This is a genomic window from Anaplasma bovis (assembly GCF_036903315.1).
GTDB lineage: Bacteria > Pseudomonadota > Alphaproteobacteria > Rickettsiales > Anaplasmataceae > Anaplasma > Anaplasma bovis.
The window spans coordinates 1-21,018 of sequence record NZ_JAWLNY010000005.1 but is presented as its reverse complement, the minus strand read 5'-3'; the positions used below and the strand labels follow the sequence as shown (position 1 = coordinate 21,018).

Here is a 21,018-nt window from a genome sequence, read left to right as displayed (position 1 = left end):
TCAGTTATTACTTCCAGAAGCAGACATTTGCTTGCTTCTATAGTCGCTTACTGCAGCCTTTACGGCATCTTCAGCCAATAATGAGCAGTGTATCTTCACTGGAGGAAGAGACAACTCTTGCGCTAGCACCGTATTCTTAAGTAAACAAGCTTCATCTATGGTTTTGCCCTTTATTCTCTCAGTAGCAAGAGAACTTGCAGCTATTGCAGCACCACATCCGAAGGTCTTAAACTTCGCATCAACAATGGTGCCGCTCTCATCAACCTTTATCTGCAACTTCATCACGTCTCCACAACTAGGAGCTCCCACCAATCCAGTACCAACACTTATATCATCCTTAGGCAAAGAACCTACATTCTTAGGGTTCTTGCAACGATCTACTACAGCATCACTATAACTCATAAATACACCCCTTTATTACGTATCCCACTTTATAGCCTTCAGATCCACGCCTTCCTGAACCATTTCCCAAAGCGGACTTATTTCACGAAGCTTCTTAACACTGCGAATTACGACTTCAGCAGCGTACTCCACTTCTTCCCGCGTGGTGAATCTACCTATGCCAAACCTTATAGAAGAATGCTCCAAATCCTGTTCTATATTCAAAGCACGCAAAACATAAGAAGCCTCCAAAGAAGCAGAAGTACACGCAGATCCGGAACTAACAGCCAAATCGCTAATAGACATGATTAACGATTCTCCCTCGACGTAAGAAAAACTAAGATTCAGGTTGCCAGGTATTCTTTTAGAGTAACTACCATTCAAAACCACATGGGACAATCCACTCATTATCCTATCATATAACACGTCTCTTAGCTCTCTTATTCTCTCTCCTTCTTCTTCCATTTCTTCTAAAGCTATCCTAGAAGCCTCGCCCAACCCTACTGCCAGCGGAGTCGGAACTGTGCCAGACCTCATTCCACGCTCTTGACCTCCCCCACTAATCAAAGGAGAAAGTCTTACTCTGGGATTTCTTTTTCTAACATACAAGGCGCCTATTCCCATAGGACCATATATTTTATGTCCAGAAATGCTGAGTAAATCTATACCCATATCATTGACATCTATGGGTAACTTTCCAAATGCCTGAGCAGCATCAGTATGAAAAAATATCTCTCTCCCTTCACTCTTACATATTTTGCCTATTTCACGTATTGGCTGAATAACCCCTATCTCATTATTCACCATCATCACAGATACCAAGATTGTATCCTCTCTTATAGCCTTTTTCAGAACTTCTAAATCCAAGATACCATCCTTGCACACTTCCAAATACGTGACTTCAAACCCCTCTGTCTCCAAATGTCTGCATGAATCCAACACACACTTATGCTCCGTGCTGAGCGTAATTATGTGATTCCCGCGCTTCTTGTAAAAACGAGCCACACCCTTTATGGCAAGATTGTTCGATTCTGTCGCACCAGAAGTGAAGATAACCTCTTTGCTGGAAGCGCCTATAACAGCAGCCACCTGCTCCCTAGCAAGCTCCACTGCAGATTCAGCTTTCCACCCAAAACAGTGACTGCGAGAGTGCGGGTTGGAAAATCGTTGAAAATGAGGAATCATAGCCTGAAGAACCCTTTCATCAACCATGGTAGTTGACTGGTAATCCAGAAATATGGGAGTTCTAGGCTTCTTGTAACTTTCTTCCACCATAATTCCCCTTCCCTTACTATCTCAAAAATCTAACACAAATTGCAAAAATTTTCATAAATCTCATGCCAACATCGTGCAATTCTAGCAGCCTGTTCTATGGTAGCAGTTGTGCCAAAACTTATCCTTATCGCGCTTCGAGCATCAACAGCATCAATCCCCATGGCTGATAACACATGCGACTTGCTGATCTTTCCGGAGCTACATGCAGAACCTATTCCAACTGCTATACCGGCCTTATCTAAGGCAATAAGTTGCGTCTCTGCACTCACACCAGGCATGATGACGCACGTGGTATTTGGTAGCCTTGCAGCTCCCTCACCCACTATTGTGCACGCCGGCACTCTATTTTTTAGCTCAGATTCTAAGAAATCGCGCACACCTCTAATGCTCTGCATCCCAGCCACCCTTTTTTCAATCTCCTTGAGTGCAATGGATAAAGAATAAATCGCTGGCACGTTTTCAGTCCCTGCGCGCAACCCCCTCTCCTGAGACCCTCCCAACATCATGGGAGATACATCTATACCCTTCCTATGCAGCAAAGCTCCAGAACCCGAAATGCCGCCTATCTTATGAGACGAGATAGTGACAAAATCCGCCCCTAACTCTGATACGTTTAACGGAATTTTACCACACGCTTGCACAGCATCTACATGTGTTATAACCCCATACTTCTTAGCTTCAGATAGAAGCCTTTCTACGGGTTGAATAACGCCAGTCTCATTGTTGGCAAGCATAACAGACAATAAAGCCTTTGAACCACACAAAGACTCCAGTATTTCCACTAATTTATCAACGCTCACTACGCCATCCTGATTCACTGGAATCACAAGCGGATTGACGGCAGCATTGATTACCGAAGGATGCTCAATGGCAGATATTATATGCCTGCACTTATGCGTACTAAACACCAAATTATTGGCTTCAGTACCTGAAGATGTAAAGATAACATCGTACCCCTGAGCGTTAAGTGCCTCAATTACAACAGCCCTGGCATCCTCAACTATCTTCCTGGAACCCTGCCCCCATTTGTGCATAGAGGAGGGATTGTAAAAATTATCAAACAATAGAGCATTAGCAACCTTATGTCTTACAGAAGCACTAACCTCAGAGGTTGCATTGTGGTCTGCGTAAATAAAATCACTTTCGCTGTCTAACATCTCGAACGTATCATTACACACATCGAGTATCGATGTGTTAGACAAGTAATGCATCACGTATTTCTCCATGTTATGCCACAACCTGTGGCTATTGCACCTCTCTGTACCGGAAGATAAACATACTTCGTGCCCACCATCACACCTGACCATTTTCACCTTATCTCCAACAGATTCCAGTAACATATCCAGTGTTATCCTTTCGGGGGGGACATTTAGAGCATACCCTCCTCCCGGACCTTTTACAGATCTGATCAACCCTCTCCCTTTTAGAGAAGCAACAACCTTTTCAAGATATCCTTCTGACAGAGACTGAACGTCAGCTATAGCAGACGCACGCTTCGGCTTTGAGTTACATGAAGGCCCGCTTTGTTGTACGAGACCTACCATAAACATTACTGCATACCGCAACCGCGTCGTCATTAACACGTCGTCACTTCCTCACTGCTGCAAAACCATAGAGCCAAGCACAGGAGTACATGCAAAACAAAAAAAAATCTTGGTTAGAAACAACCTTTCGGCTAACATCTCCACGTGCACAGTGAGTAGTAATTAATAATATACCTTATGTCAAGTGGGTTTTTATTACAAAGGGTGAGCGTGTGTGGGTAAGTTGGTAGTTGTAAGTGCGTGAAGTTTCTTTTAATGGTTCTGTAGGAAAAATAGAAGGTAGGTATACTGGGGGACGCGAAGTTAATTCCCCGTTGGTGCTCATATTGCACCCGCATCCACAGTATGGCGGAAGTATGGACAATAAGATCGTCCATGTGCTGTATAAGGTCTTCGTAAAACACGGATTTTCTATTTTAAGGATCAACTTTCGTGGTGTAGGAAAATCTGCTGGAGTGTTTGATAAGGGAGTCGGGGAGTTAAGTGATGCTGCAGCTGCGGCCGATTGGTTGCAGAACAACAGTCCTTCAACTTCTCCGTTTTGGGTTGCCGGATTTTCTTTTGGAGCATGGGTTGCCATGCAGTTAATGATGCGTCGCCCGGAAGTTGAGGGATTCGTTGTCGTGTCTCCTCCCGCTAACAGATATGACTTTTCCTTCTTATCGCCATGCCCAGTGCCAGGGCTGATTATTCAAGGAGATAATGACAGCATAGCTGAAGAAGCGGCTGTATCGCAGTTAGCTGCCAGGCTGAGTGCATCGATAAAGAGTAAATACATGCAGTATCATGTCATTGAAAAAGCGGATCATTTCTTTCGTGACCATGTTGAAGAGTTGACAAGGGTAGTAGACTCTTATGTAAGCGCCAGACTTACTGCAGATGATTCTCTGCTTGTAGGAAGTGACGCTGAAGATGAGCGTGTATACCCACCTGAATATGTGGAGTAACGTGCTCCTTTGTGAGCGCAAAGGTATTGCCTTAGAGAAGAAAGCATCAGCCAAGGAGAGCTCGAGCTCACGGTAAACTTAGCTTTAGCAGACTTAGTTTCTTCGTTAGGTCTTCCCCTTCTATACGGCTTCTCTCCTGCAAATTGGCTCTTCTTCTATCAAGTTTGAACTCTATAATCTTTAGCGACTAAAGCTTTTCACAGCATCTATAAACGAAGCAGTCCATCACCTACATAACATCAGAGCAGTAGACTAAAATGGACAAAACCTTTGTATCAAATCCACACACTTCCACAGGAAAATCCGCTTTCATCTGCAGAAATCCTATGGGCAATCCAGGTAGAAAATTGTATATGCCTCAAACATGTAGAGTTATAAATACATGAGAGGAGTGCTGCGTCAAACACGATACTCAGAGAGGCCTCTTTGCATCGCTAGGCCTTGTGTACTTGAGTATTGTGGTGTAATGTAAGCCTGCAGATAGTTTTTGTTGTAGCCAATGCCTGAGCTTATTTCTTGGCCTTTTGTTGAGGCTGAAAAGATTTTACAAACTTTCGGTGAAGGCGGTGAGGTTATACTAGCCACGGGTTATGGTCCTTCTGGTCTTCCGCATATAGGGACTTTTGGGGAAGTACTTAGAACGGTATTTGTTGCAAACGCTATAAAAAAAATATCTCCCAAAACAAAGCCTAGAATATTAGCGTTTTCCGACGATATGGACGGACTGCGAAAAGTTCCTGACAATATTCCAAATGGTGAGATGGTTTCAAAGCACTTAGGAAAGCTACTGACCTCTATCCCAGATCCCTTTGGTACCCATGAAAGTTATGGGCATCACATGAACAATAGATTCTGTACGTTTCTAGACAGATTTGAGTTTGAATACGAATTCATGAGCTCAACAGAATGCTATAGATCAGGAAGATATGACGAAGTATTACTGAGATTGTTGAAATCTTACGAAGATAGTATACGCATTCTTTTGCCCACTTTGGGTGAGGAACGACAGCAAACTTATAGCCCCTTTTTACCTCTGTGTCCAAAAACTAAGCGCGTCTTGCAAGTGCCTATAGTCGAGACACACGTCGATAGAGGTACCGTATCGTATCGTGACCCCGACGACGGTTCTTTAGTGGAAGTGCCGGTGACAGGAGGACACTGTAAGCTTCAATGGAAGGCAGATTGGGGAATGAGATGGGCCGCATTTGGAGTGCAGTATGAATCACATGGGAAGGACCTGACACCTTCTGCAAAGCCAGCATCAGAAATATGCAGACTATTGGGTGGCAAGGAGCCAATTTTATTCCCTTATGAACTATTTCTAGATAGAGAGGGAAAGAAGATATCCAAATCCAAGGGTAATGGGCTATCAGTAGATGAGTGGCTTTCCTGTGCACCTTATGAGAGCCTTGCTCTGTACATGTTTCAAAATCCAAAGCGTGCTAAGCGCCTGTGTTTGGACGTAGTACCTAAATTTGTCGATGATTACTTCTCTTTAGTGCGTGACTACAATGCTAACAGTAGTATGGACAATCCAGTATGGCATATTCATAACGGCAATGTTCCCGAAATTACCCTACATGGATTGAGTTTTTCCCTCTTAATCAACATAGCTTCTGCATGCAATGCAGAAGACACTGAAATGCTATGGAAATTACTCAAGAAGTATAGGAGTTCGCTCGTAGGCGAGGAATCTAACGAGGTTATTAGCAAGCTGGTACACTGTGCTGTCTCTTACTATAAGACGTTTATCTTGCCGCATAGATCGTATAGGACTCCATCTGAACATGAAGCTGATGCGTTATTAGATCTTATAAATGTATTACATTCAATGCATGACGATGTATCTTCTGATGGTATACAAAATGAGGTATTTGCAGTAGGAAAAAAGTACTTTTCCAGTAACTTGCGGGAATGGTTTAAGATGTTGTATGAGGTATTACTTGGCCAAAGTGATGGACCTAGATTTGGATCATTTGTCAAAGTTTACGGTATAGAAAATACCATTACACTGATAAAAAATTCTCTAGAGAAAAGTGGTCATCTCACCGATTAGAGCTATTGATGTGTAGATACCTAAGGTATTACTTTAAGTATATCACTTCTCTCTTCTCCGATACAGAAATGCAGGAAAGAGAAAACTGTAAAACTTAGGTGAGTGATTGACACTTAGGGAGGTGTTGTGTTATCCTGCTAGTCGCCTCTTTCGGTGTTTTGTATATGCGGTCAGGCTTTTTTGCAGCGTGTTTTGCTCTGTTCCTACTATGTGGTTGTATCGTCTCTCATGTACAACATCATGGATATCCTGCGACAGGAAAAAAGCTTTGGGAATCTGTTAAAGTTGGCAACAAGACTTCAGAAGTTTTAGAGTTGCTCGGGCCTCCTGTGATCGAAGAAGAGAGCGGTGATAATGAGGTACTATGGTTGTATCCTTCATGTTCGGTATATACCGCAGCTTCTGGTGTGATACGTAGCTACACCTGTGACACCTTGAAATTGATCTTGGATACTAACACTGAACGAGTAGTTCGCGTTGAGCGACTGACAACAGAGAAGCAGCGCCTACGTGAGCCTTCTGGTCCACATACAACAACCACTGGCATACATGATGGAGTATGGAGAAGGGTGGGTAACGTCTTCAAGAAACCATAGTTCTCCCTACCGGGCATGCAGCTCTTGCTCCTTCTTGCTTGCGCTCTCTCCTAAGTTTTTCCTCTAGTTTCGTGGCTATTTTTCTCTGGCAGCAAATTCTATGCGCCTTCCTGTAAAAGATGGTCTAGGTAATGGTACTTATACCTTGCTCTCATAAATATGGGCATCTAAGGCAATTGAAGTACTCGAATGATATATAAGAGCCCTTTCGTTCTATACACTCTAGCAGCGTGAGATGTTATTGCGCACTTATATCAGCAAGTAACGATCTCTCACTCTTTTCGCCCTAAACCTGACCATAGTAAGACACGGAATGATACAAATATTATGGGTAACTATGCCTATCCTTAGGAGATATCATTTCTCCTTTTGTATGCACCTTTCTTCAAATAGCTCTGGTCCTAGTTCTGCAATCAGAGGAAATTATTGCTCTTTTCACATGCCCTTTATCTAAAATTCTTCCTCTAGTTTCATGGCTATTTTCCTCTGCAGCAAATTCTATACCTGGCTCCGATGGCACATCCCCTAGTAGTCAACTCGCATAAGGTATAACCCATATGGAGGTGCAGTGATGCCAGCAGCGGCTCTGTCTTTCTTTTCTAAAATCTCTTTTATGTGTATGGGACTAAACAAACCTCTTCCACACTGTACCAAAGTACCTGTTATGATTCGAACCTGGTTATGTAAAAATGACTGTGCAGAAACATCGATATTGATGTCAGTATTTTCCTGTATGATGTTTATTGCATCAAGGGTCTTAACAGATTGCTTGGCTTGACAGTACTTTCCTCGAAAACTTGCGAAATCTTTATTCCCCAGCATATAAGAAGCGGCCTCTTTCATACGCTCAGTATCAAGTTTTTGCGGTATATGCCACATTCTTAGGCGATATATGCAAAGTGGCGCATCCCTATTTGAGATTTTGTACCTATAATGACGCTTCTTGGCAGAAAATCTTGCATGAAATTCATCATCCACCTTACCCAAGGATAATATAGAAACCTGCTCTTCTCTCAGATAATGATTTAATGCCCCCTTTATGACGTGATCCTGCAAATTTGTACGCAAATCAAAGTGTATGACCTGCCCCACAGCATGCACTCCAGCATCTGTTCTGCCTGCCGCTACAACTTGTACATTTTGCTGCGATAGACTGTATATAGCGCCCTCAATAGTTTCCTGAACCGACCGCTTCCCGTCACAACCCTTTTGACGCTGCCATCCCTTGAAAAAGGTGCCATCGTATTCGACTACAGCCATGTACCTCATACTAGCATGTGGTGTAAAATCGCTTTTCTAATAGCAGCTCCTACTTTTACCTGCAGCAAAATTGCCGAACAACTGGAGGCCGCAACCTCATCAGATATTTCAATCCCACGATTAACAGGGCCCGGATGCATAACTATGACTTTATCCTTTGCACAAGATAGTCGCTTCTTATCCAATATGTAGTACTTAGAATATTCCTTCTCAGATATAAAATCCCCTTCTATTCTCTCCTTTTGCATCCTTAGTAACATTATAACATCTGCGTCTTTTATGCCTTCTTCTATACTACAAACCACACTTGATACACCATTCAATTGTGCTGAGGCTGTATAGCCAGGAGGAACAACAACCGTTATCACCGCACCAAACCTGGAAAGCAATCTGATATTGGATCTGGCTACCCTACTATGAAACACATCACCACATATTGTGACTTTTAACCCGGAAATATTACTGCTACCGATTATGTCGCATATTGTGGCATAGTCCGTGATAGCCTGTGTAGGGTGTTCATGCAGGCCGTCTCCAGCATTTACTACACACTTACCATCACCTACGGCGTTTATGGCGCTCTCTATCATGCCACTTATTCCAGATCGTATCACAAACATGTCCACTCCCATAGCGCCCATAGTAGATATGGTGTCCGTAACGCTCTCTCCCTTACTAATAGAAGAACTATCCACATTAAGCGTAACAGATACCGCGCCTAGAGCCTTTTCTGCTATTTCAAATGCTAACAAAGTTCTAGTTGAATTTTCAAAAAAAAGGTTAGCTACCACCTTGCCTTCTAGCACACGTTTAGCATTCTCAGTATGCATGTAGTGCTTAGCAATATCCAGTATGCAACTCAAATCCTCATCGCTTATATCAGCAACCTTGAGTAACTTCGTTAACTTCCCCATGGCAACAAACGAAAAACCATAAACCAATCTAGGTGTATAACAGTTAGCTTTATTTCAGAAGAAAAATCTCATCCTTATATGCTCTTGCCTGCTGCTTTCCATGCGTTTAAAAACTCACCCAAACCCCTATCTGTCATCGGATGAGTGAACAGCTGCTTGAATACAGCAATAGGAACAGTAGCCACATCCGCACCAGCCTTTGCCGCATCCACCACGTGCTTGCTACTTCTCACTGAGGCTGCCAGAATTTGCGTCTTAAAGTTGTGCCTGGAATATATGCATCGTATATCTTCTATGAGAGAAACTCCACTGCCACCTATATCGTCCACCCTTCCCATAAATGGAGAAATAAAAAACGCACCAGCCTTCGCAGCTATGAGCGCCTGAGCCGCAGAAAAACACAGCGTAACATTTACCTTGATCTTATGTGTGTTAGTGAGAATAGAACAAGCACTTATTCCTTCAAAAGTCATAGGTAGCTTTACCACTACATTGTCGGCAATTTCAGCAAATCTGAGACCCTCTTCCACCATGCCATCTGTATCTGTGGAAACCACCTCAATGCTCACAGGTCCACGAACCAATTCGCATATCTTCACAAGAAGCTCTTTGTACTGCTTATCCGATTTTGATAACAAAAGCGGGTTAGTCGTAATCCCATCCACTATGCCCGTACTACACAAAGCGGATATACTATCAACATCAACAGTATCTAAAAATATCTTCACCTTAAACCTGCACCATACGTTTACTTTCCCTCTAAACCTTCTCCCTCGAGAGAAACATCATCGGTAAACACAACACAATCGTTGTTTTTCACACTAAGAATCGCATTAGAAACGTTAACAAATGTGGTGTCCCCTTTAGTATTCTTCACTTCAACAACCTCAGACAGAAGCCTCATGACAGCTTCTTCATGATTGGCCATTATCATGAAAGCGCCCTTATCTGTCCTTGCAGACAATGATACAATATCGGAAAAACTTACCTTTCTGCTAGGGGAAAGGAAATCTACGCTAAACATCGGACAACCTCTCACATCTCAATCTCAACACGATCCGCATACCTACATTTTCTTCGCTTTCTCGATTACACCATCAATACCACCAACCATGTAAAAAGCTGCCTCTGGTATATCATCGTACTTACCCTCAACAAGCTCTTTAAATCCGCGAACTGTATCTTCTAGCGAAACAAAACACCCAGGATTGCCCGTGAATACCTCAGCAACATGGAAAGGCTGCGACAAAAATCTCTGAATCTTCCTGGCTCTTGCAACAAGAAGCTTATCTTCTTGTGATAATTCATCCATTCCAAGAATTGCAATGATATCCTGAAGAGATTTGTAAGTCTGCAAGATACGCTTCACCTCTTTGGCAACCTGATAGTGCTCAGTACCAACAATTTCCTCAGTCAACGCCTGAGATGTAGAGTCCAATGGATCCACTGCAGGGTAAATTCCCAATTCTGAAATTTGTCTAGAAAGAACCGTAGTGGAGTCAAGATGCGAAAACGAAGTAGCCGGCGCAGGATCCGTCAAATCATCCGCAGGAACGTAGATAGCCTGTACAGAGGTTATAGAGCCCTTATGAGTGGAAGTTATCCTCTCTTGCATCATACCCATTTCTGAAGAAAGAGTTGGCTGATATCCAACTGCAGACGGCATACGTCCTAGAATAGCCGAAACCTCAGAACCGGATTGCGTAAATCTGAATACATTGTCTATGAACAGCAGGACATCTTGGCCCTCTGTATCTCTAAAATACTCAGCCATTGTCAAAGCACTAAGAGCTACCCTCATTCTAGCTCCAGGAGGTTCATTCATCTGCCCGTATACCAGAACTGCCTGAGACTTATCGCGTTCTTCGATATTGATAACCCCAGACTCTATCATTTCCCTGTAGAGGTCATTACCCTCACGCGTCCTTTCCCCTACTCCTGCAAATACGGAAAAACCCTTGTGAACCCTAGCTATGTTGCTTATCAATTCCATTATCAGAACTGTCTTCCCTACGCCCGCTCCTCCGAATAGACCAACCTTTCCGCCTTTCAAGTAGGGCGCTAATAAATCTATGACCTTGATCCCAGTGACAAGTATTTCTGTAGCAACTTTTTGTTCTGACAACGCCGGAGCTGGAGCGTGTATAGGACGTATTTCACAGCCTTCAACGTCGGGAGCTCCGTCTATAACCTTCCCCAAAACATCAAATACTCTTCCTAAAGTACCTCTACCAACGGGAACACTTATCTGAGAGCCAGTATCCACGAACTTATCGCCTCTAGACACATTACTTGTGCTACCCATCGCAATGCATCTAACTACTCCATCACCCAAATGCTGCGCAACTTCGAGCACTAATTTCTTGCCTTGATACTCCCCTTCACTCTCAAGAGCAAACAAGATCTCAGGAACATCTCCCTGACTAAACTCAACGTCTACAACCGCGGACATTACTCTAACAACTTCACCAACATTGCTATGATTGCGCCCTTTACGCTCCTTAACAACACCCTTCCCTTTTACAACCATTTTACACCCAAATTGAAGAAGTACTTTTGATAAATCTCACCAACAAGACAGCACAACGTGCCCTTAGCCGGACTCGAACCAGCACACCCTCACGGGTAGTAGATTTTGAGTCTACCGCGTCTACCATTCCGCCATAAGGGCATCACCGCCATAAGATACTACAACCTATTTTCTACAAGTCAATGCTTACCTCATGCCCAAATATTGCTATATTGGCCCAAGAATCCATCATCAACGTATTAGGTAACAGTATAGGCACTAAGTGCTCATGGCTCGTCTCAAAAGTAACACATGTATGCCATATTTGCTTATGCACGCGTTTGACCTGAAGTAGATGCTAAATTTGCTGTGTACAAGGCACAAAAAGTGTGTTACGTGTACCTACCTGTATCTGTAGTTACACCTGTGCGCTATGTCTTACCATTCGCTGGATGAGTATACTAGTGATCTTCTGGTAAGTGCCATAGATGAAGGACGCACAGACGAAGTAAAAGCCATAGCAGAGCAGGCAGATGGAGTGCAGTTAGCATCTTTCTTGCTGGCTTCAGGTACTGTTCATAGAAAGGGACTTCTTAAACATATACCAGACGACTTGATGTCAGAGGTATTGGTGCATCTAGTGCCGGGATTGCGCAGAGAGATAGTTAGTGCTCTAGGAATAGAAAAGGTAGCTTCTCTACTCACAAATCTCGATAGCGAAGATGTGATGATAGTGGTAGAGGATTTAGATTCCGAACAACAAGAGCGCATATTGGCGCTACTACCCGAAGAATTGAGCATGCTGATTACCGAGCTTTTCTCGTACCCAGAAAAAAGTGCCGGAAGGTTGATGCACAAAGATATAACGGTCGTTCCAGAATATTGGAGTATCGGACAGTTGGAGAATTTTCTACGTGCGAATGCTAGGCATGAGAGACGACTACATGAAATATTTGTAACGAATCCAAAACTCCAGCCCATAGGTGTTTTATCTGCAGAAGATATAATACTTTCGAACAGAGAGTGTCTGATAAGTACTGTTATGGACACTGACGTAAAGGTTATTCCCCTAACTGCTAACCAGGAGGAGGTTTCCGAGATATTCAGAAAGTATTCAATACTTTCTGCACCTGTAGTGGATAAAGAAGGTCGTGTTATAGGCGCGGTGTTGGTGTGCGACATAATAGATGTTGTGCATGAAGAAGCTGGAGAAGACGTACTACACTTGGGAATGGTATCCGATGGGGATATAAGTTCGCCGATAATAGAAACAGTTACCAAGAGGCTGCCGTGGTTATTGGTAAACCTGCTAACTTCCACTGTGAGCTCCTTGGTGATAGGTTTGTTCAGCGATACGATAAAGAGCTTTATCGCGCTGTCTGTAATAATGCCAATGATAGCATCTATGAGTGGTAATTCCGGGCTACAGGCCTTAACTGTTACCATACGCGCATTAGCTACAAAGCAGTTAACGTACAGGAATTCCCGAAGGCTATTGTTCAAGGAGTTGTGTATAGGCATGATTAATGGTGCAGTATTGGCTGCCATAGCCTCCATAGCGGTGGTTGTAAGATTTCATGATGTTTCAATAGAAGTACTTTTTGCGATATCAATGATCACTACCTTTTCAATAGCTACGCTCTCTGGCGCCGCTGTTCCCATACTTCTAAATTTTATGGGTGCTGACCCAGCAGTATCGTCTTCCATAATAGTATGCGCCGCAAGCGATATATTGTCGTTTTTGATATTCTTGGGGTTGGCTACAATCTTTCTGATGTAACCTAGTAGCTCACTTAGTTCAGCTACGCAAGGCCAAAACTGCAAAAAGCATATCTTCTAACGTTTATACGCTGCACCTGTTGTACCGCACAATATGCCCTCTTAATTCCTGGGGTTGGCCACCATAATCCTTTGTAACCCAGAATTACCTGTATACATATGTTTCAATAAAGAACTGTACTGTAGCCGTACTAAGTAACACGAACTTGATACACGTACCATTAGTGGTACTTACTCATGGAAGTTCCATAACCTTCCATTCTCATTGTACCTAAAGCACCAAGTTTTGGTTTGCAAACAGTGCAACCCAAAAGCCTTCTTTTCTGTAGCTTCTCTAAGTATGAAAGTATAGAGTAGATCTGAATCACAGTACCTAAGCAGAGTAGTATACAAGGTCACATTGCTCTATGGCTTCTCTAAGTTAAGTATAGTGTCTTAGCAGTAAACTGTAGCTGCAAGGGCATTCCAACTATGTGTACATTTCTATTTGCTATTTAGCTTTCTTATCTCTCTAGCACAAAGCATTCCTAACTCTTGCTCTCCACCAAAATACTCCCTCAAACCACATGCTTCTTACATACTGCTGCATGTGACGGAGTAAGGAGATCTAAAACTCCCGATCTCTCGACCTCAAACCAGATGTACAGCCCACAAAAACAAAGTTTAATATATGGGAGTCCTTATGATCTTCAACCACTTCTACATTAATCTTTATGTAGTGCTTTATATAGGATACTTCCCATTACAATCTGGATTTGGGCTTGTTCAACCAGTTATTCACGCAATTTTTATTTGTATATCGTTAGGGATATATTAATATTGCAAAATGTTGTGTTACTTATGGATTATCATGGTTAACGATAGAAATTGTGCGCATAACGGCAGCTCACCTCTTAGAAGGGCAAAGAGACTGCTAGCCACTCATGTTGTGCCTGCCATGGCTGCAGTTGCTCTGTATTACAGCAGAGAGGCATATATAAGGGCAGGTGCTTGTGAAAATCGAATTGAGCGTGGAAATAGTGGCTTTTGGTCCCTTTTGGGCTTTGGGTCTACGGGCTTTGTGCGCCTTATAGGCTTTATTACAGTAATCTCTCTTGCGTTCTTGGCTGTAGCGGTTGCAGTTTCGACGTGGGAGGATAGAGAAAGAGGACATAGCTCTGCTGCACGAAGGTCTCTAGCAGGTGCTACTCCAGCTGTAAGTAGCGCATCATCGATAGATAGTGGTTCAGTGAAACCGTGTACGTGTGATAAGCGACGTACAAAAAAATCAGCAGCTGCGGGTCGCGCTCGCTTAAATATCGAGTACGAAGGATCATCTCTTGCTCCTGTGGAGGCTCAACTTATTAGGCTTTCTGAGCCTGCTGCCCAAGCGGCTAAGGTGTATGTACGTGACGTACAACAAGGGAAGTTAGAGCAACAAGAATTGTTGGCTCCTCGTAGCACCGCTTCAAAGAAGGTCATATCAAAGGCAATACTTGCCGCAAAAAACAGCATATTACAAGAAACTATGAAACCTGTTGCGGGAGTTGTTACTCAAGGTGTAGATACGTCCTTACACCAGCACGCTACATCTGAATCGGTCCCGCAGAAGAGGCTCGAGACATATGCTATTTCAAAAGAAGAGATAAGTTCGCCACGCGCAGTTAAACCTACATCTGGCGACCTGCAGAGAGGGAAATCTTCCCTAGGATCCACTAGAAGCAGTCGTATAAAAGCTGTGAGAGGTGGTGCAAGTGGGACCCCTAGGTCTGGACCCAGTACCTCTGTGGAATCTGCGACATGTCAAGGGTGTATCATGTGCGATATGATGGAGCGCTACGACTATGGCAAGCTGCTAAAACAACCAGACGACAACGCATACATGTACCAGGCGTACCTTAACATGTGGCAGCAGGCACATGGAGGTATGGGGCTATAAGCAAGGCTCTGTCTTCCATATGTGGTTACGTGCTATCTAGAAGTGGTGCGTAGCCACAGTGCTGTTTTTGGCATTTTGAGTAGGTATATGACTGCAGCCCTCAGTAACTGAGTGTGCTCACGTTGCGCTGTTAGGCGACTGCTAGAAATCTGTTGGGGTCATAAAGCGTGTTGTAGGCTATGATAAGCGGTTTTTTTACAATACTTAGGTGGTGTATGAGAATAGCCTCTTTGTATTATTGTCGCACGCTATACCAGCAGGAAGTGGTGCAACACACGGAGCTGCCGCATAAAGGGGTTTTCGCTTTCGGGGTCCTTGCCTCATTAGTAACTTTTGCGTCTATATATTCAAAAGGTTCAGATATAGAACCTGAATGCAATATCGAAGAGGAAGATATGCTCTCGTGCACAAACAAGAGCAACGTTAAGTGCCCATCCCCACATACAGCGCTAGTTGATCTGGCTATTAGCAAACAGGTTACTACCTGCACTCCTGATAGATAGGATGCCTCATCCAGCACAGCTATTGAGTTTTAAAGGCGTGATATAATCAGGCGCAACCATTGAATTTTAAGGTGAAATACTGTGTTGTACGCCTCTGTAGGAGGCTTTATGTTCCACACAAGTATCAGATTTACTTGAATACACCATAGCTTCACATAATTATGGCTACACGTAATCAAAATACCTGCAATCTCAGTGGGAGCATCATCCAACCAAGCCATTAAATTTGAAAGATGGAATGATGTGTTATACGCCTCTGTACAAGGCTTTATGTTCCACACAAGTATCAGATTTACTTGAATACACCATAGCTTCACATAATTATGGCTACACGTAATCAAAATACCTGCAATCTCAGTGGGGACATCATCCCACCAAACCATTAATTTGAAAGATGGAATGATGTGTTGTACGCCTCTGTAGGAGGCTTTATGTTCCACACAAGTGTCAGATTCGTTTGAATCCACCATTGCTGCACAAAAAAAATGCCTGCGATCCTGGCGGGATATAATCCAGCAAAACCATTGGGTTTAAAAAGGTGAAATAGTGCGAACATATGGGTAAACGCCTTTCCCTGTGCTACGCATTGTGTTGTTCCGAGCCACAGTGCCATTTAAAGCAATCTCATCCAGGAATAACGTGCCCATAGCTATCAAAGTCGTCTTTCACTTCTACCACCTGCATTAGGGCTTCTGTAGCACAAAGCATCCAATTTGCGGGAGGAAAGCACCGTGCTCCTCTTTAGAAATTATAATCATAGATGTCATACGCAGACATTACTGTTGTTAAGGGGGCATTTTTGCCACTCTATTTACTGCCTGTGTTGTTTTTTATCTAGAAATTATTTAAAATCTTAATATGTTGTGTTGCCTGTAGAAATACTATGAATTATGTCGTCTTTTGGGTAGCAGCCTTTTGCTACGTGGCCGTAGTATTGGTATGTTATCTACTGAATATAACACATGCGTCTTCGAAGTTAGAGTGTTCCTCTTGTCCGACCTCGGATTCTAGAGCTTTAGTACCAAGAAAGACAAATACTCTAGAAAGAAATATATCGCGTATATTGTTCCCCATGGACCTAGCACTTAAAAGTGCTGCTATTCTGAGAAAAAATGTGCCCAGTGTATCATTTCCGAAAGGATGGGCGCTTGAGAGTGCCAAAACTCTTGAAAAAAAATGCGATATCGTCTCAAAAGCAGTGAGTGACAAAGAAAATGAATTTTTTGCTTCTTTTTCCGCCATGTTAGAGGACACAGAACTGCAACTGCAGCGTGATTTCGATAAGGCATTGAAAATGATTGATGACCTAGGGAGCTACTTTGACAATGTCCTTTTGGAAAGGGTCAATAACCTTGAAACAAAAGTGAAACTCTTATAACCCTAACTGTGACACCTTTGCTCACTGATAAGTGTATATCTCTTGTGCAAGTAATACCAGAGATTAGAAAGGGCATTATGCTATGGATAAGGGATGCGACAGGTTATATTGCCCTATGTAAGGGTTCTTTACCCTAAAACCCAATACTATGGGAGTATAACTATAAAATTTCTCCCCCCTGGCTCTTTTGTCTTCGTAGCAGATGAACAGGAGACATGACAGGCTTTATATTGCTCCGCATAGGGGTTCTTTTGCCCCCAAACACTAAGGAGCATAACTATAAAATTTTCACCTTGACTCTTTTATCGCCATAGCAAGAGGCATTTCCACCTCACTACCTACAAGAAAAACCCACACAACTCCGTGCTTTTCACAGAATGCTATGTGAACTATATGGTCGGGGTGGAGAGATTTGAACTCCCGACCCCTTGGTCCCAAACCAAGTGCGCTACCAAGCTACGCCACACCCCGAAAGCCCGCCATCGTAAATCATATAATCAGCAGTGTCAACATCTCTCCAGTATCAGCATGTTAGATTTACATGCACGCCCATAATGCCTTAAAAAAGGGAGGTGAACAGTCTGCATGAAACTCCCTCTACCCTATAAATAAACTTCACTATAATCGAGAGAAAACATACAATGGCGTATGCTGTTATCAAGTTAATGGGTAGTCATATAGTTACTAACGTTAAAACTGCAAAAGGGCGTCGCATTTCTTCTACACGATGGCTGCATCGCCAATTGAATGACAAGTTTGTTAAGCTTGCAAAAAAAGATGGATATAGGTCTAGGTCGGCTTATAAGCTCCTTGAGATAAATAGCAAATTCAAAATATTGAAACGCGGTATTTCCGTCTTAGACCTCGGTGCATATCCAGGTGGGTGGTCACAGGTAGTGCTTGAACATGGAATAAATGAGGTTACTGCGGTAGATATGCAGGAAATGGCACCTATGCAAGGTGTCACCTTTATAAAATGTGATATAAGGGAAGAAGAGTTACATGAAAGACTTGGTGGTGCCAAGTTTGATGTAGTGCTGTCAGATATGGCGCCTAAAGCATGTGGGCACAGAGAAGTAGACCATATGAACATAATAAACTTATGTGAGATGGCTAGGGACGTCGCTGTAGAGTATCTAAAACCCGGGGGAGTATTTATAACCAAAATACTCCAGGGAGAGTATGAGCAGGAATTCAGGTCGTCATTAAAGCAGTATTTTCGCAAGACAGAATACTGCAAACCCAAGTCTAGCAGGTCTGAATCTTCAGAGATATATCTTGTGGCACTTGAATACAACAAAACTGCCCTACCATCATAAAAAGTCACCTTATTTTGCTAATAACCCATGTAGTAGGATGATACAGCAGCTAAAATAAGGTGCACATACAAATAAAGGCTATAGCAAGGCACATGCACAAATAAAGGTTGCAAATTTTCACCTCGCTGTGTAGGATGTATATGTGTGTGTGACGTTGGTTCTAGATTCCATAGGCCTTTACATTAGTCGTCGCCGTATTCGGCCGGGCTTCTTGCGCTTTTTCACCTACACTTCTTTCGGCTGTATTGGTATTGGTTTATGTTAAGTGCCGTTATCCGTTTCGGTGTTGTTTCTCATCTCCGTAACGCTCTTCGTTCTTGCAGGACAATGTATAGCTGGGAGTTTTCTCGAAATCTTTCTCCCAGAGAGGTTGTAGCTCCCTTGGAGGATGTTGTATGCCCTCCGCATATAAGCTTAAAGGATAGTGAGAGCTGTGTAAGCGAAAGCGTCAAGAGTGGTGTGTGCCATGACGAAGCTGTTGTTAAGGAGATGGTCGCTCCATCTGTGTGCACGAGAAGCTTAGAAGGTACGGTAGATGCTCCAGCATTGCTTCCGATTCTTAAGCAAAAGGAGGCAGATGTGAGTTCTGTACTTGCTCTTGATGTGAAGGTAGACAACTGGTGGCATCACAATGCTGCTGATGGAGAGCCATTAGTTTCGCACATAAGTCGTGCTATCGATGGGAGGTTATAGCTCGCTTCGTGGCTGTACAGGCTTTGGAGGTAGATGAAGTTTATGATAGAGGCAGGAGAACGGGAAATTGATGGTGGCGTTTTCGACGCCTTCTTCAATCTCAGGAATCTTGGTGCTCTTGCTGCTGTGCGGCTACCAAAGTTGGAAAAAGGTGTGATGGGTTCTCGTTTCAGAGGAGCTGAGCTTAATTGGGAGGTCGTACGTAGCGTTGAAAATGCGATCACCCGCGATTCTTACGGTTGTATAGGTAACATATCATGTTTCATTTTGTTTCTCACAAGGAGAGTAGTCCTAGTACTTCATGGTCTAATCCAGGGGCTGTGTTTGTCACGGCAGATTGTTTTGCATCAGATTTCGTGGGGGAGTCTCCTGTTGCAAAGCCTGCGAATTCCAAGAGCGGTGAGAGCTTTGTAAGTGAAAAAGCTACTGCTAGTGTGCGCCACGGGAAAAGTGGTGTAGGTAGTGAATTCTCTCCGTATTGCTGTAAAACTGACATACATCGTGGCAAAACCGCCGATGGGAAGTGGTTTCTTCGTCTTGCTTCTGGATGGTCGTCGGAGAGCTGGATGACTGGTAGTAGCTTGGCAAAAAAAGATTCTACTAATGGGTGCCGCAATAAAAGAGCAGACATTAGCTCTCTTAGCGCTAAGAGTGGTGAGAGCTCTGTAAGTAGAAAGGGTGTTGCTAGTGTGGGTAGTATCTCTCCTATTGTTAGTGTTGGAAGGCCGGCGAATTCCGAGGGTAGTAGGATACCTGTAAGCAAAAAGGTTGATGCTGCCGTGCGCATCAACGAAAGTGGTGACGGTGGCTCATCTCGCGTTACTGGTGTGAGGCGTCCCGTAAACTGGAAGGGCAGCAAGATACCTGTAAGTAAAAAGTACATTACTAGTGTGTGCAGCAGTGAAGGCATGGGTAGTAGCTCTCCTGCTATTGCTGTTGTAAAGCCGATAAGCTGCGAGACAAGTAGGATACCTGCAAGTATTGGGAATGGAAGTGTCGTGCAAAGCAGTGGGGAGGGATATTCTTCTCCTGATATGATGAAGCAGCCTAGTAAGCCCAAGGAATACTCCGAGTATGTTTCAGGCAATATTGGTGAAGCAAGAGCTGCAGCTACTGTACTTACTCATGCAATAGTGTGTGAGGCTGCTTGTGTTTCGTATGTGACTCGAGCTGCGTTTATCGCTTGTAGGACATAGTTTGCTTCGTGGTGTGTGAACGTTGGAGGTGGATCGATTCATGGCGAAAGTAGGAGGACAAAGGAGTAGTGGAGGTATCTTTGATACCTTCTTCAATCTCGGAGATCTTGTGCAGATTTCTGGTGTTCTCGCTGCCTTGAAAAATCTGTCAGAGTTAGAAAAAGGTGTGATGGGTTATCGTTTTAGAGAAGTCGAACTTTATCGGGAGATCGTACGTGATGTTAAAAATATGATCACCCGCAATTCTTATAGTTGTATTGGTATCAGTTATGTTGGGTAATGATGTTCCTCGGCCTGGTGGTTTCTTATACCGTTTCACTTGCACTTCTCGTACAGAGCATAGACGAGGAGTTTCTTATGGAGATTTTATAGGGTTGCCCCCTGTTGCCAGGCCGCTTATCTACCTGGATGTCGTTCCATCGTGTTCATTACATGCGTGGTGCGAGAATGATAGAGGCTCCGTAAGTAAAAAAGGTATTGCTAGTGTACGCCGCGGCAAAAGCGTGGATAGCGAGAAGTTTCTTCGTCTTGCTTCTGGATTCTCGTCGGTAAGTTGGACAATTGGCAGTAGCTATGTAGAGAAAGGTGCTCTAAGTAAAAGTGCTGACAGTAGCTCTCTTCGCACTAAGGCTAAAAAGCGGACAAGTTGCAAGAAGAGTAAAAACTCTGCAAGCAAAAAAAATGTTGTTACTAGTGTACGCCGCGGCAAAAGCGTGGATAGCGAGAAGTTTCTTCGTCTTGCTTCTGGAT

At 43.4% G+C, this 21,018-nt stretch carries 20 protein-coding genes and 2 tRNA genes; 11 read left to right on the top strand and 11 right to left on the bottom strand.

Annotated features, from left to right (window positions below):
• From iscU to R4I06_RS01015, 3 genes are read right to left on the bottom strand one after another with little or no spacing between them, the layout of a single operon-like run.
• Positions 1-402, bottom strand: coding sequence for a Fe-S cluster assembly scaffold IscU (iscU, locus tag R4I06_RS01025; protein WP_334413638.1), 402 nt, complete (start codon positions 400-402; stop codon positions 1-3).
• Positions 403-417: 15 nt separating this feature from the next.
• The gene (locus R4I06_RS01020; protein WP_410519367.1) at positions 418-1,656 is read right to left on the bottom strand and encodes an IscS subfamily cysteine desulfurase; all 1,239 of its coding nucleotides are present in this window, start codon (positions 1,654-1,656) and stop codon (positions 418-420) included.
• 29 nt (positions 1,657-1,685) lie between these two features.
• Positions 1,686-3,233, bottom strand: a complete 1,548-nt coding sequence (locus R4I06_RS01015; protein ID WP_334413637.1) for an aminotransferase class V-fold PLP-dependent enzyme — start codon at positions 3,231-3,233, stop codon at positions 1,686-1,688.
• 203 nt (positions 3,234-3,436) lie between these two features.
• On the opposite strand from R4I06_RS01015, the gene R4I06_RS01010 reads away from it, so the two are divergent.
• From R4I06_RS01010 to R4I06_RS01000, 3 genes are all read left to right on the top strand, one after another.
• Positions 3,437-4,147, top strand: a complete 711-nt coding sequence (locus R4I06_RS01010) for an alpha/beta hydrolase (RefSeq protein ID WP_334413636.1) — start codon at positions 3,437-3,439, stop codon at positions 4,145-4,147.
• A 499-nt stretch (positions 4,148-4,646) separates the two neighbouring features.
• Positions 4,647-6,203 carry a lysine--tRNA ligase gene (locus R4I06_RS01005; RefSeq protein ID WP_334413635.1) on the top strand — a complete coding sequence of 519 codons (1,557 nt, stop codon included), beginning with the start codon at positions 4,647-4,649 and terminating at the stop codon, positions 6,201-6,203.
• Positions 6,204-6,367: 164 nt separating this feature from the next.
• Complete coding sequence (locus tag R4I06_RS01000; RefSeq protein WP_334413634.1) at positions 6,368-6,799, top strand: hypothetical protein; 432 nt, start codon at positions 6,368-6,370, stop codon at positions 6,797-6,799.
• A 525-nt stretch (positions 6,800-7,324) separates the two neighbouring features.
• Here the strand turns inward: R4I06_RS01000 and truA are convergent.
• The 7 genes from truA to R4I06_RS00965 form a co-directional block, all read right to left on the bottom strand.
• Positions 7,325-8,068, bottom strand: a complete 744-nt coding sequence (gene truA / locus R4I06_RS00995; protein WP_334413633.1) for a tRNA pseudouridine(38-40) synthase TruA — start codon at positions 8,066-8,068, stop codon at positions 7,325-7,327.
• Positions 8,065-8,973: an aspartate carbamoyltransferase catalytic subunit gene (locus R4I06_RS00990; RefSeq protein ID WP_334413632.1), complete on the bottom strand. Its 909-nt coding sequence runs from the start codon at positions 8,971-8,973 to the stop codon at positions 8,065-8,067. The genes truA and R4I06_RS00990 overlap by 4 nt, the downstream gene beginning before the upstream one ends.
• Before the next feature lie 74 nt (positions 8,974-9,047).
• Positions 9,048-9,701, bottom strand: a complete 654-nt coding sequence (fsa, locus tag R4I06_RS00985) for a fructose-6-phosphate aldolase (RefSeq protein WP_334413631.1) — start codon at positions 9,699-9,701, stop codon at positions 9,048-9,050.
• A gap of 20 nt (positions 9,702-9,721) precedes the next feature.
• On the bottom strand, positions 9,722-9,997 hold the full coding sequence (locus tag R4I06_RS00980; protein ID WP_334413630.1) for a hypothetical protein: 276 nt from the start codon (positions 9,995-9,997) through the stop codon (positions 9,722-9,724).
• A gap of 42 nt (positions 9,998-10,039) precedes the next feature.
• On the bottom strand, positions 10,040-11,503 hold the full coding sequence (gene atpD, locus R4I06_RS00975; RefSeq protein WP_334413629.1) for a F0F1 ATP synthase subunit beta: 1,464 nt from the start codon (positions 11,501-11,503) through the stop codon (positions 10,040-10,042).
• Positions 11,504-11,561: 58 nt separating this feature from the next.
• A tRNA-Leu gene (locus R4I06_RS00970) sits at positions 11,562-11,644 on the bottom strand.
• A gap of 31 nt (positions 11,645-11,675) precedes the next feature.
• Positions 11,676-11,819, bottom strand: coding sequence for a hypothetical protein (locus R4I06_RS00965; RefSeq protein WP_334413628.1), 144 nt, complete (start codon positions 11,817-11,819; stop codon positions 11,676-11,678).
• A gap of 96 nt (positions 11,820-11,915) precedes the next feature.
• Here R4I06_RS00965 and mgtE point away from each other — a divergent pair, with 96 nt between their 5' ends.
• The 3 genes from mgtE to R4I06_RS00950 all read left to right on the top strand — a co-directional run bounded on the left by mgtE (position 11,916) and on the right by R4I06_RS00950 (position 17,060).
• A complete protein-coding gene (gene mgtE, locus R4I06_RS00960) occupies positions 11,916-13,262 on the top strand; it encodes a magnesium transporter (protein WP_334413627.1) in 1,347 nt (448 codons plus the stop codon).
• Positions 13,263-14,087: 825 nt separating this feature from the next.
• Positions 14,088-15,179: a hypothetical protein gene (locus tag R4I06_RS00955; protein WP_334413626.1), complete on the top strand. Its 1,092-nt coding sequence runs from the start codon at positions 14,088-14,090 to the stop codon at positions 15,177-15,179.
• Between the two features lie 1,575 nt (positions 15,180-16,754).
• Complete coding sequence (locus tag R4I06_RS00950; protein WP_334413625.1) at positions 16,755-17,060, top strand: hypothetical protein; 306 nt, start codon at positions 16,755-16,757, stop codon at positions 17,058-17,060.
• A gap of 394 nt (positions 17,061-17,454) precedes the next feature.
• Here the strand turns inward: R4I06_RS00950 and R4I06_RS00945 are convergent.
• Positions 17,455-17,531: transfer RNA gene (locus R4I06_RS00945), tRNA-Pro, on the bottom strand.
• 272 nt (positions 17,532-17,803) lie between these two features.
• Between R4I06_RS00945 and R4I06_RS00940 the strand changes: the two genes are divergently transcribed.
• The 5 genes from R4I06_RS00940 to R4I06_RS00920 form a co-directional block, all read left to right on the top strand.
• Positions 17,804-18,379: an RlmE family RNA methyltransferase gene (locus R4I06_RS00940; protein ID WP_334413648.1), complete on the top strand. Its 576-nt coding sequence runs from the start codon at positions 17,804-17,806 to the stop codon at positions 18,377-18,379.
• Between the two features lie 258 nt (positions 18,380-18,637).
• Positions 18,638-19,072 carry a hypothetical protein gene (locus tag R4I06_RS00935; RefSeq protein WP_334413624.1) on the top strand — a complete coding sequence of 145 codons (435 nt, stop codon included), beginning with the start codon at positions 18,638-18,640 and terminating at the stop codon, positions 19,070-19,072.
• 257 nt (positions 19,073-19,329) lie between these two features.
• Positions 19,330-20,268 carry a hypothetical protein gene (locus tag R4I06_RS00930; RefSeq protein ID WP_334413623.1) on the top strand — a complete coding sequence of 313 codons (939 nt, stop codon included), beginning with the start codon at positions 19,330-19,332 and terminating at the stop codon, positions 20,266-20,268.
• A 40-nt stretch (positions 20,269-20,308) separates the two neighbouring features.
• On the top strand, positions 20,309-20,548 hold the full coding sequence (locus R4I06_RS00925; protein ID WP_334413622.1) for a hypothetical protein: 240 nt from the start codon (positions 20,309-20,311) through the stop codon (positions 20,546-20,548).
• On the top strand, positions 20,538-21,018 hold a 481-nt coding region (locus R4I06_RS00920), incomplete at its 3' end, for a hypothetical protein (protein ID WP_334413621.1). The genes R4I06_RS00925 and R4I06_RS00920, both read left to right, overlap by 11 nt.

Coding starts and splice junctions, on each gene's coding strand:
- truA (WP_334413633.1), bottom strand. CDS start 8,068: ATGAGGTACATGGCTGTAGTCGAATACGATGGCACCTTTTTCAAGGGA.
- atpD (WP_334413629.1), bottom strand. CDS start 11,503: ATGGTTGTAAAAGGGAAGGGTGTTGTTAAGGAGCGTAAAGGGCGCAAT.
- R4I06_RS01015 (WP_334413637.1), bottom strand. CDS start 3,233: ATGACGACGCGGTTGCGGTATGCAGTAATGTTTATGGTAGGTCTCGTA.
- R4I06_RS00950 (WP_334413625.1), top strand. CDS start 16,755: ATGGACCTAGCACTTAAAAGTGCTGCTATTCTGAGAAAAAATGTGCCC.
- R4I06_RS00935 (WP_334413624.1), top strand. CDS start 18,638: ATGTTAAGTGCCGTTATCCGTTTCGGTGTTGTTTCTCATCTCCGTAAC.
- R4I06_RS01005 (WP_334413635.1), top strand. CDS start 4,647: ATGCCTGAGCTTATTTCTTGGCCTTTTGTTGAGGCTGAAAAGATTTTA.
- R4I06_RS01000 (WP_334413634.1), top strand. CDS start 6,368: ATGCGGTCAGGCTTTTTTGCAGCGTGTTTTGCTCTGTTCCTACTATGT.
- R4I06_RS00990 (WP_334413632.1), bottom strand. CDS start 8,973: ATGGGGAAGTTAACGAAGTTACTCAAGGTTGCTGATATAAGCGATGAG.
- R4I06_RS00930 (WP_334413623.1), top strand. CDS start 19,330: ATGTTTCATTTTGTTTCTCACAAGGAGAGTAGTCCTAGTACTTCATGG.
- R4I06_RS00980 (WP_334413630.1), bottom strand. CDS start 9,997: ATGTTTAGCGTAGATTTCCTTTCCCCTAGCAGAAAGGTAAGTTTTTCC.
- R4I06_RS00955 (WP_334413626.1), top strand. CDS start 14,088: ATGTTGTGTTACTTATGGATTATCATGGTTAACGATAGAAATTGTGCG.
- R4I06_RS00925 (WP_334413622.1), top strand. CDS start 20,309: ATGGCGAAAGTAGGAGGACAAAGGAGTAGTGGAGGTATCTTTGATACC.
- mgtE (WP_334413627.1), top strand. CDS start 11,916: ATGTCTTACCATTCGCTGGATGAGTATACTAGTGATCTTCTGGTAAGT.
- R4I06_RS01020 (WP_410519367.1), bottom strand. CDS start 1,656: ATGGTGGAAGAAAGTTACAAGAAGCCTAGAACTCCCATATTTCTGGAT.
- iscU (WP_334413638.1), bottom strand. CDS start 402: ATGAGTTATAGTGATGCTGTAGTAGATCGTTGCAAGAACCCTAAGAAT.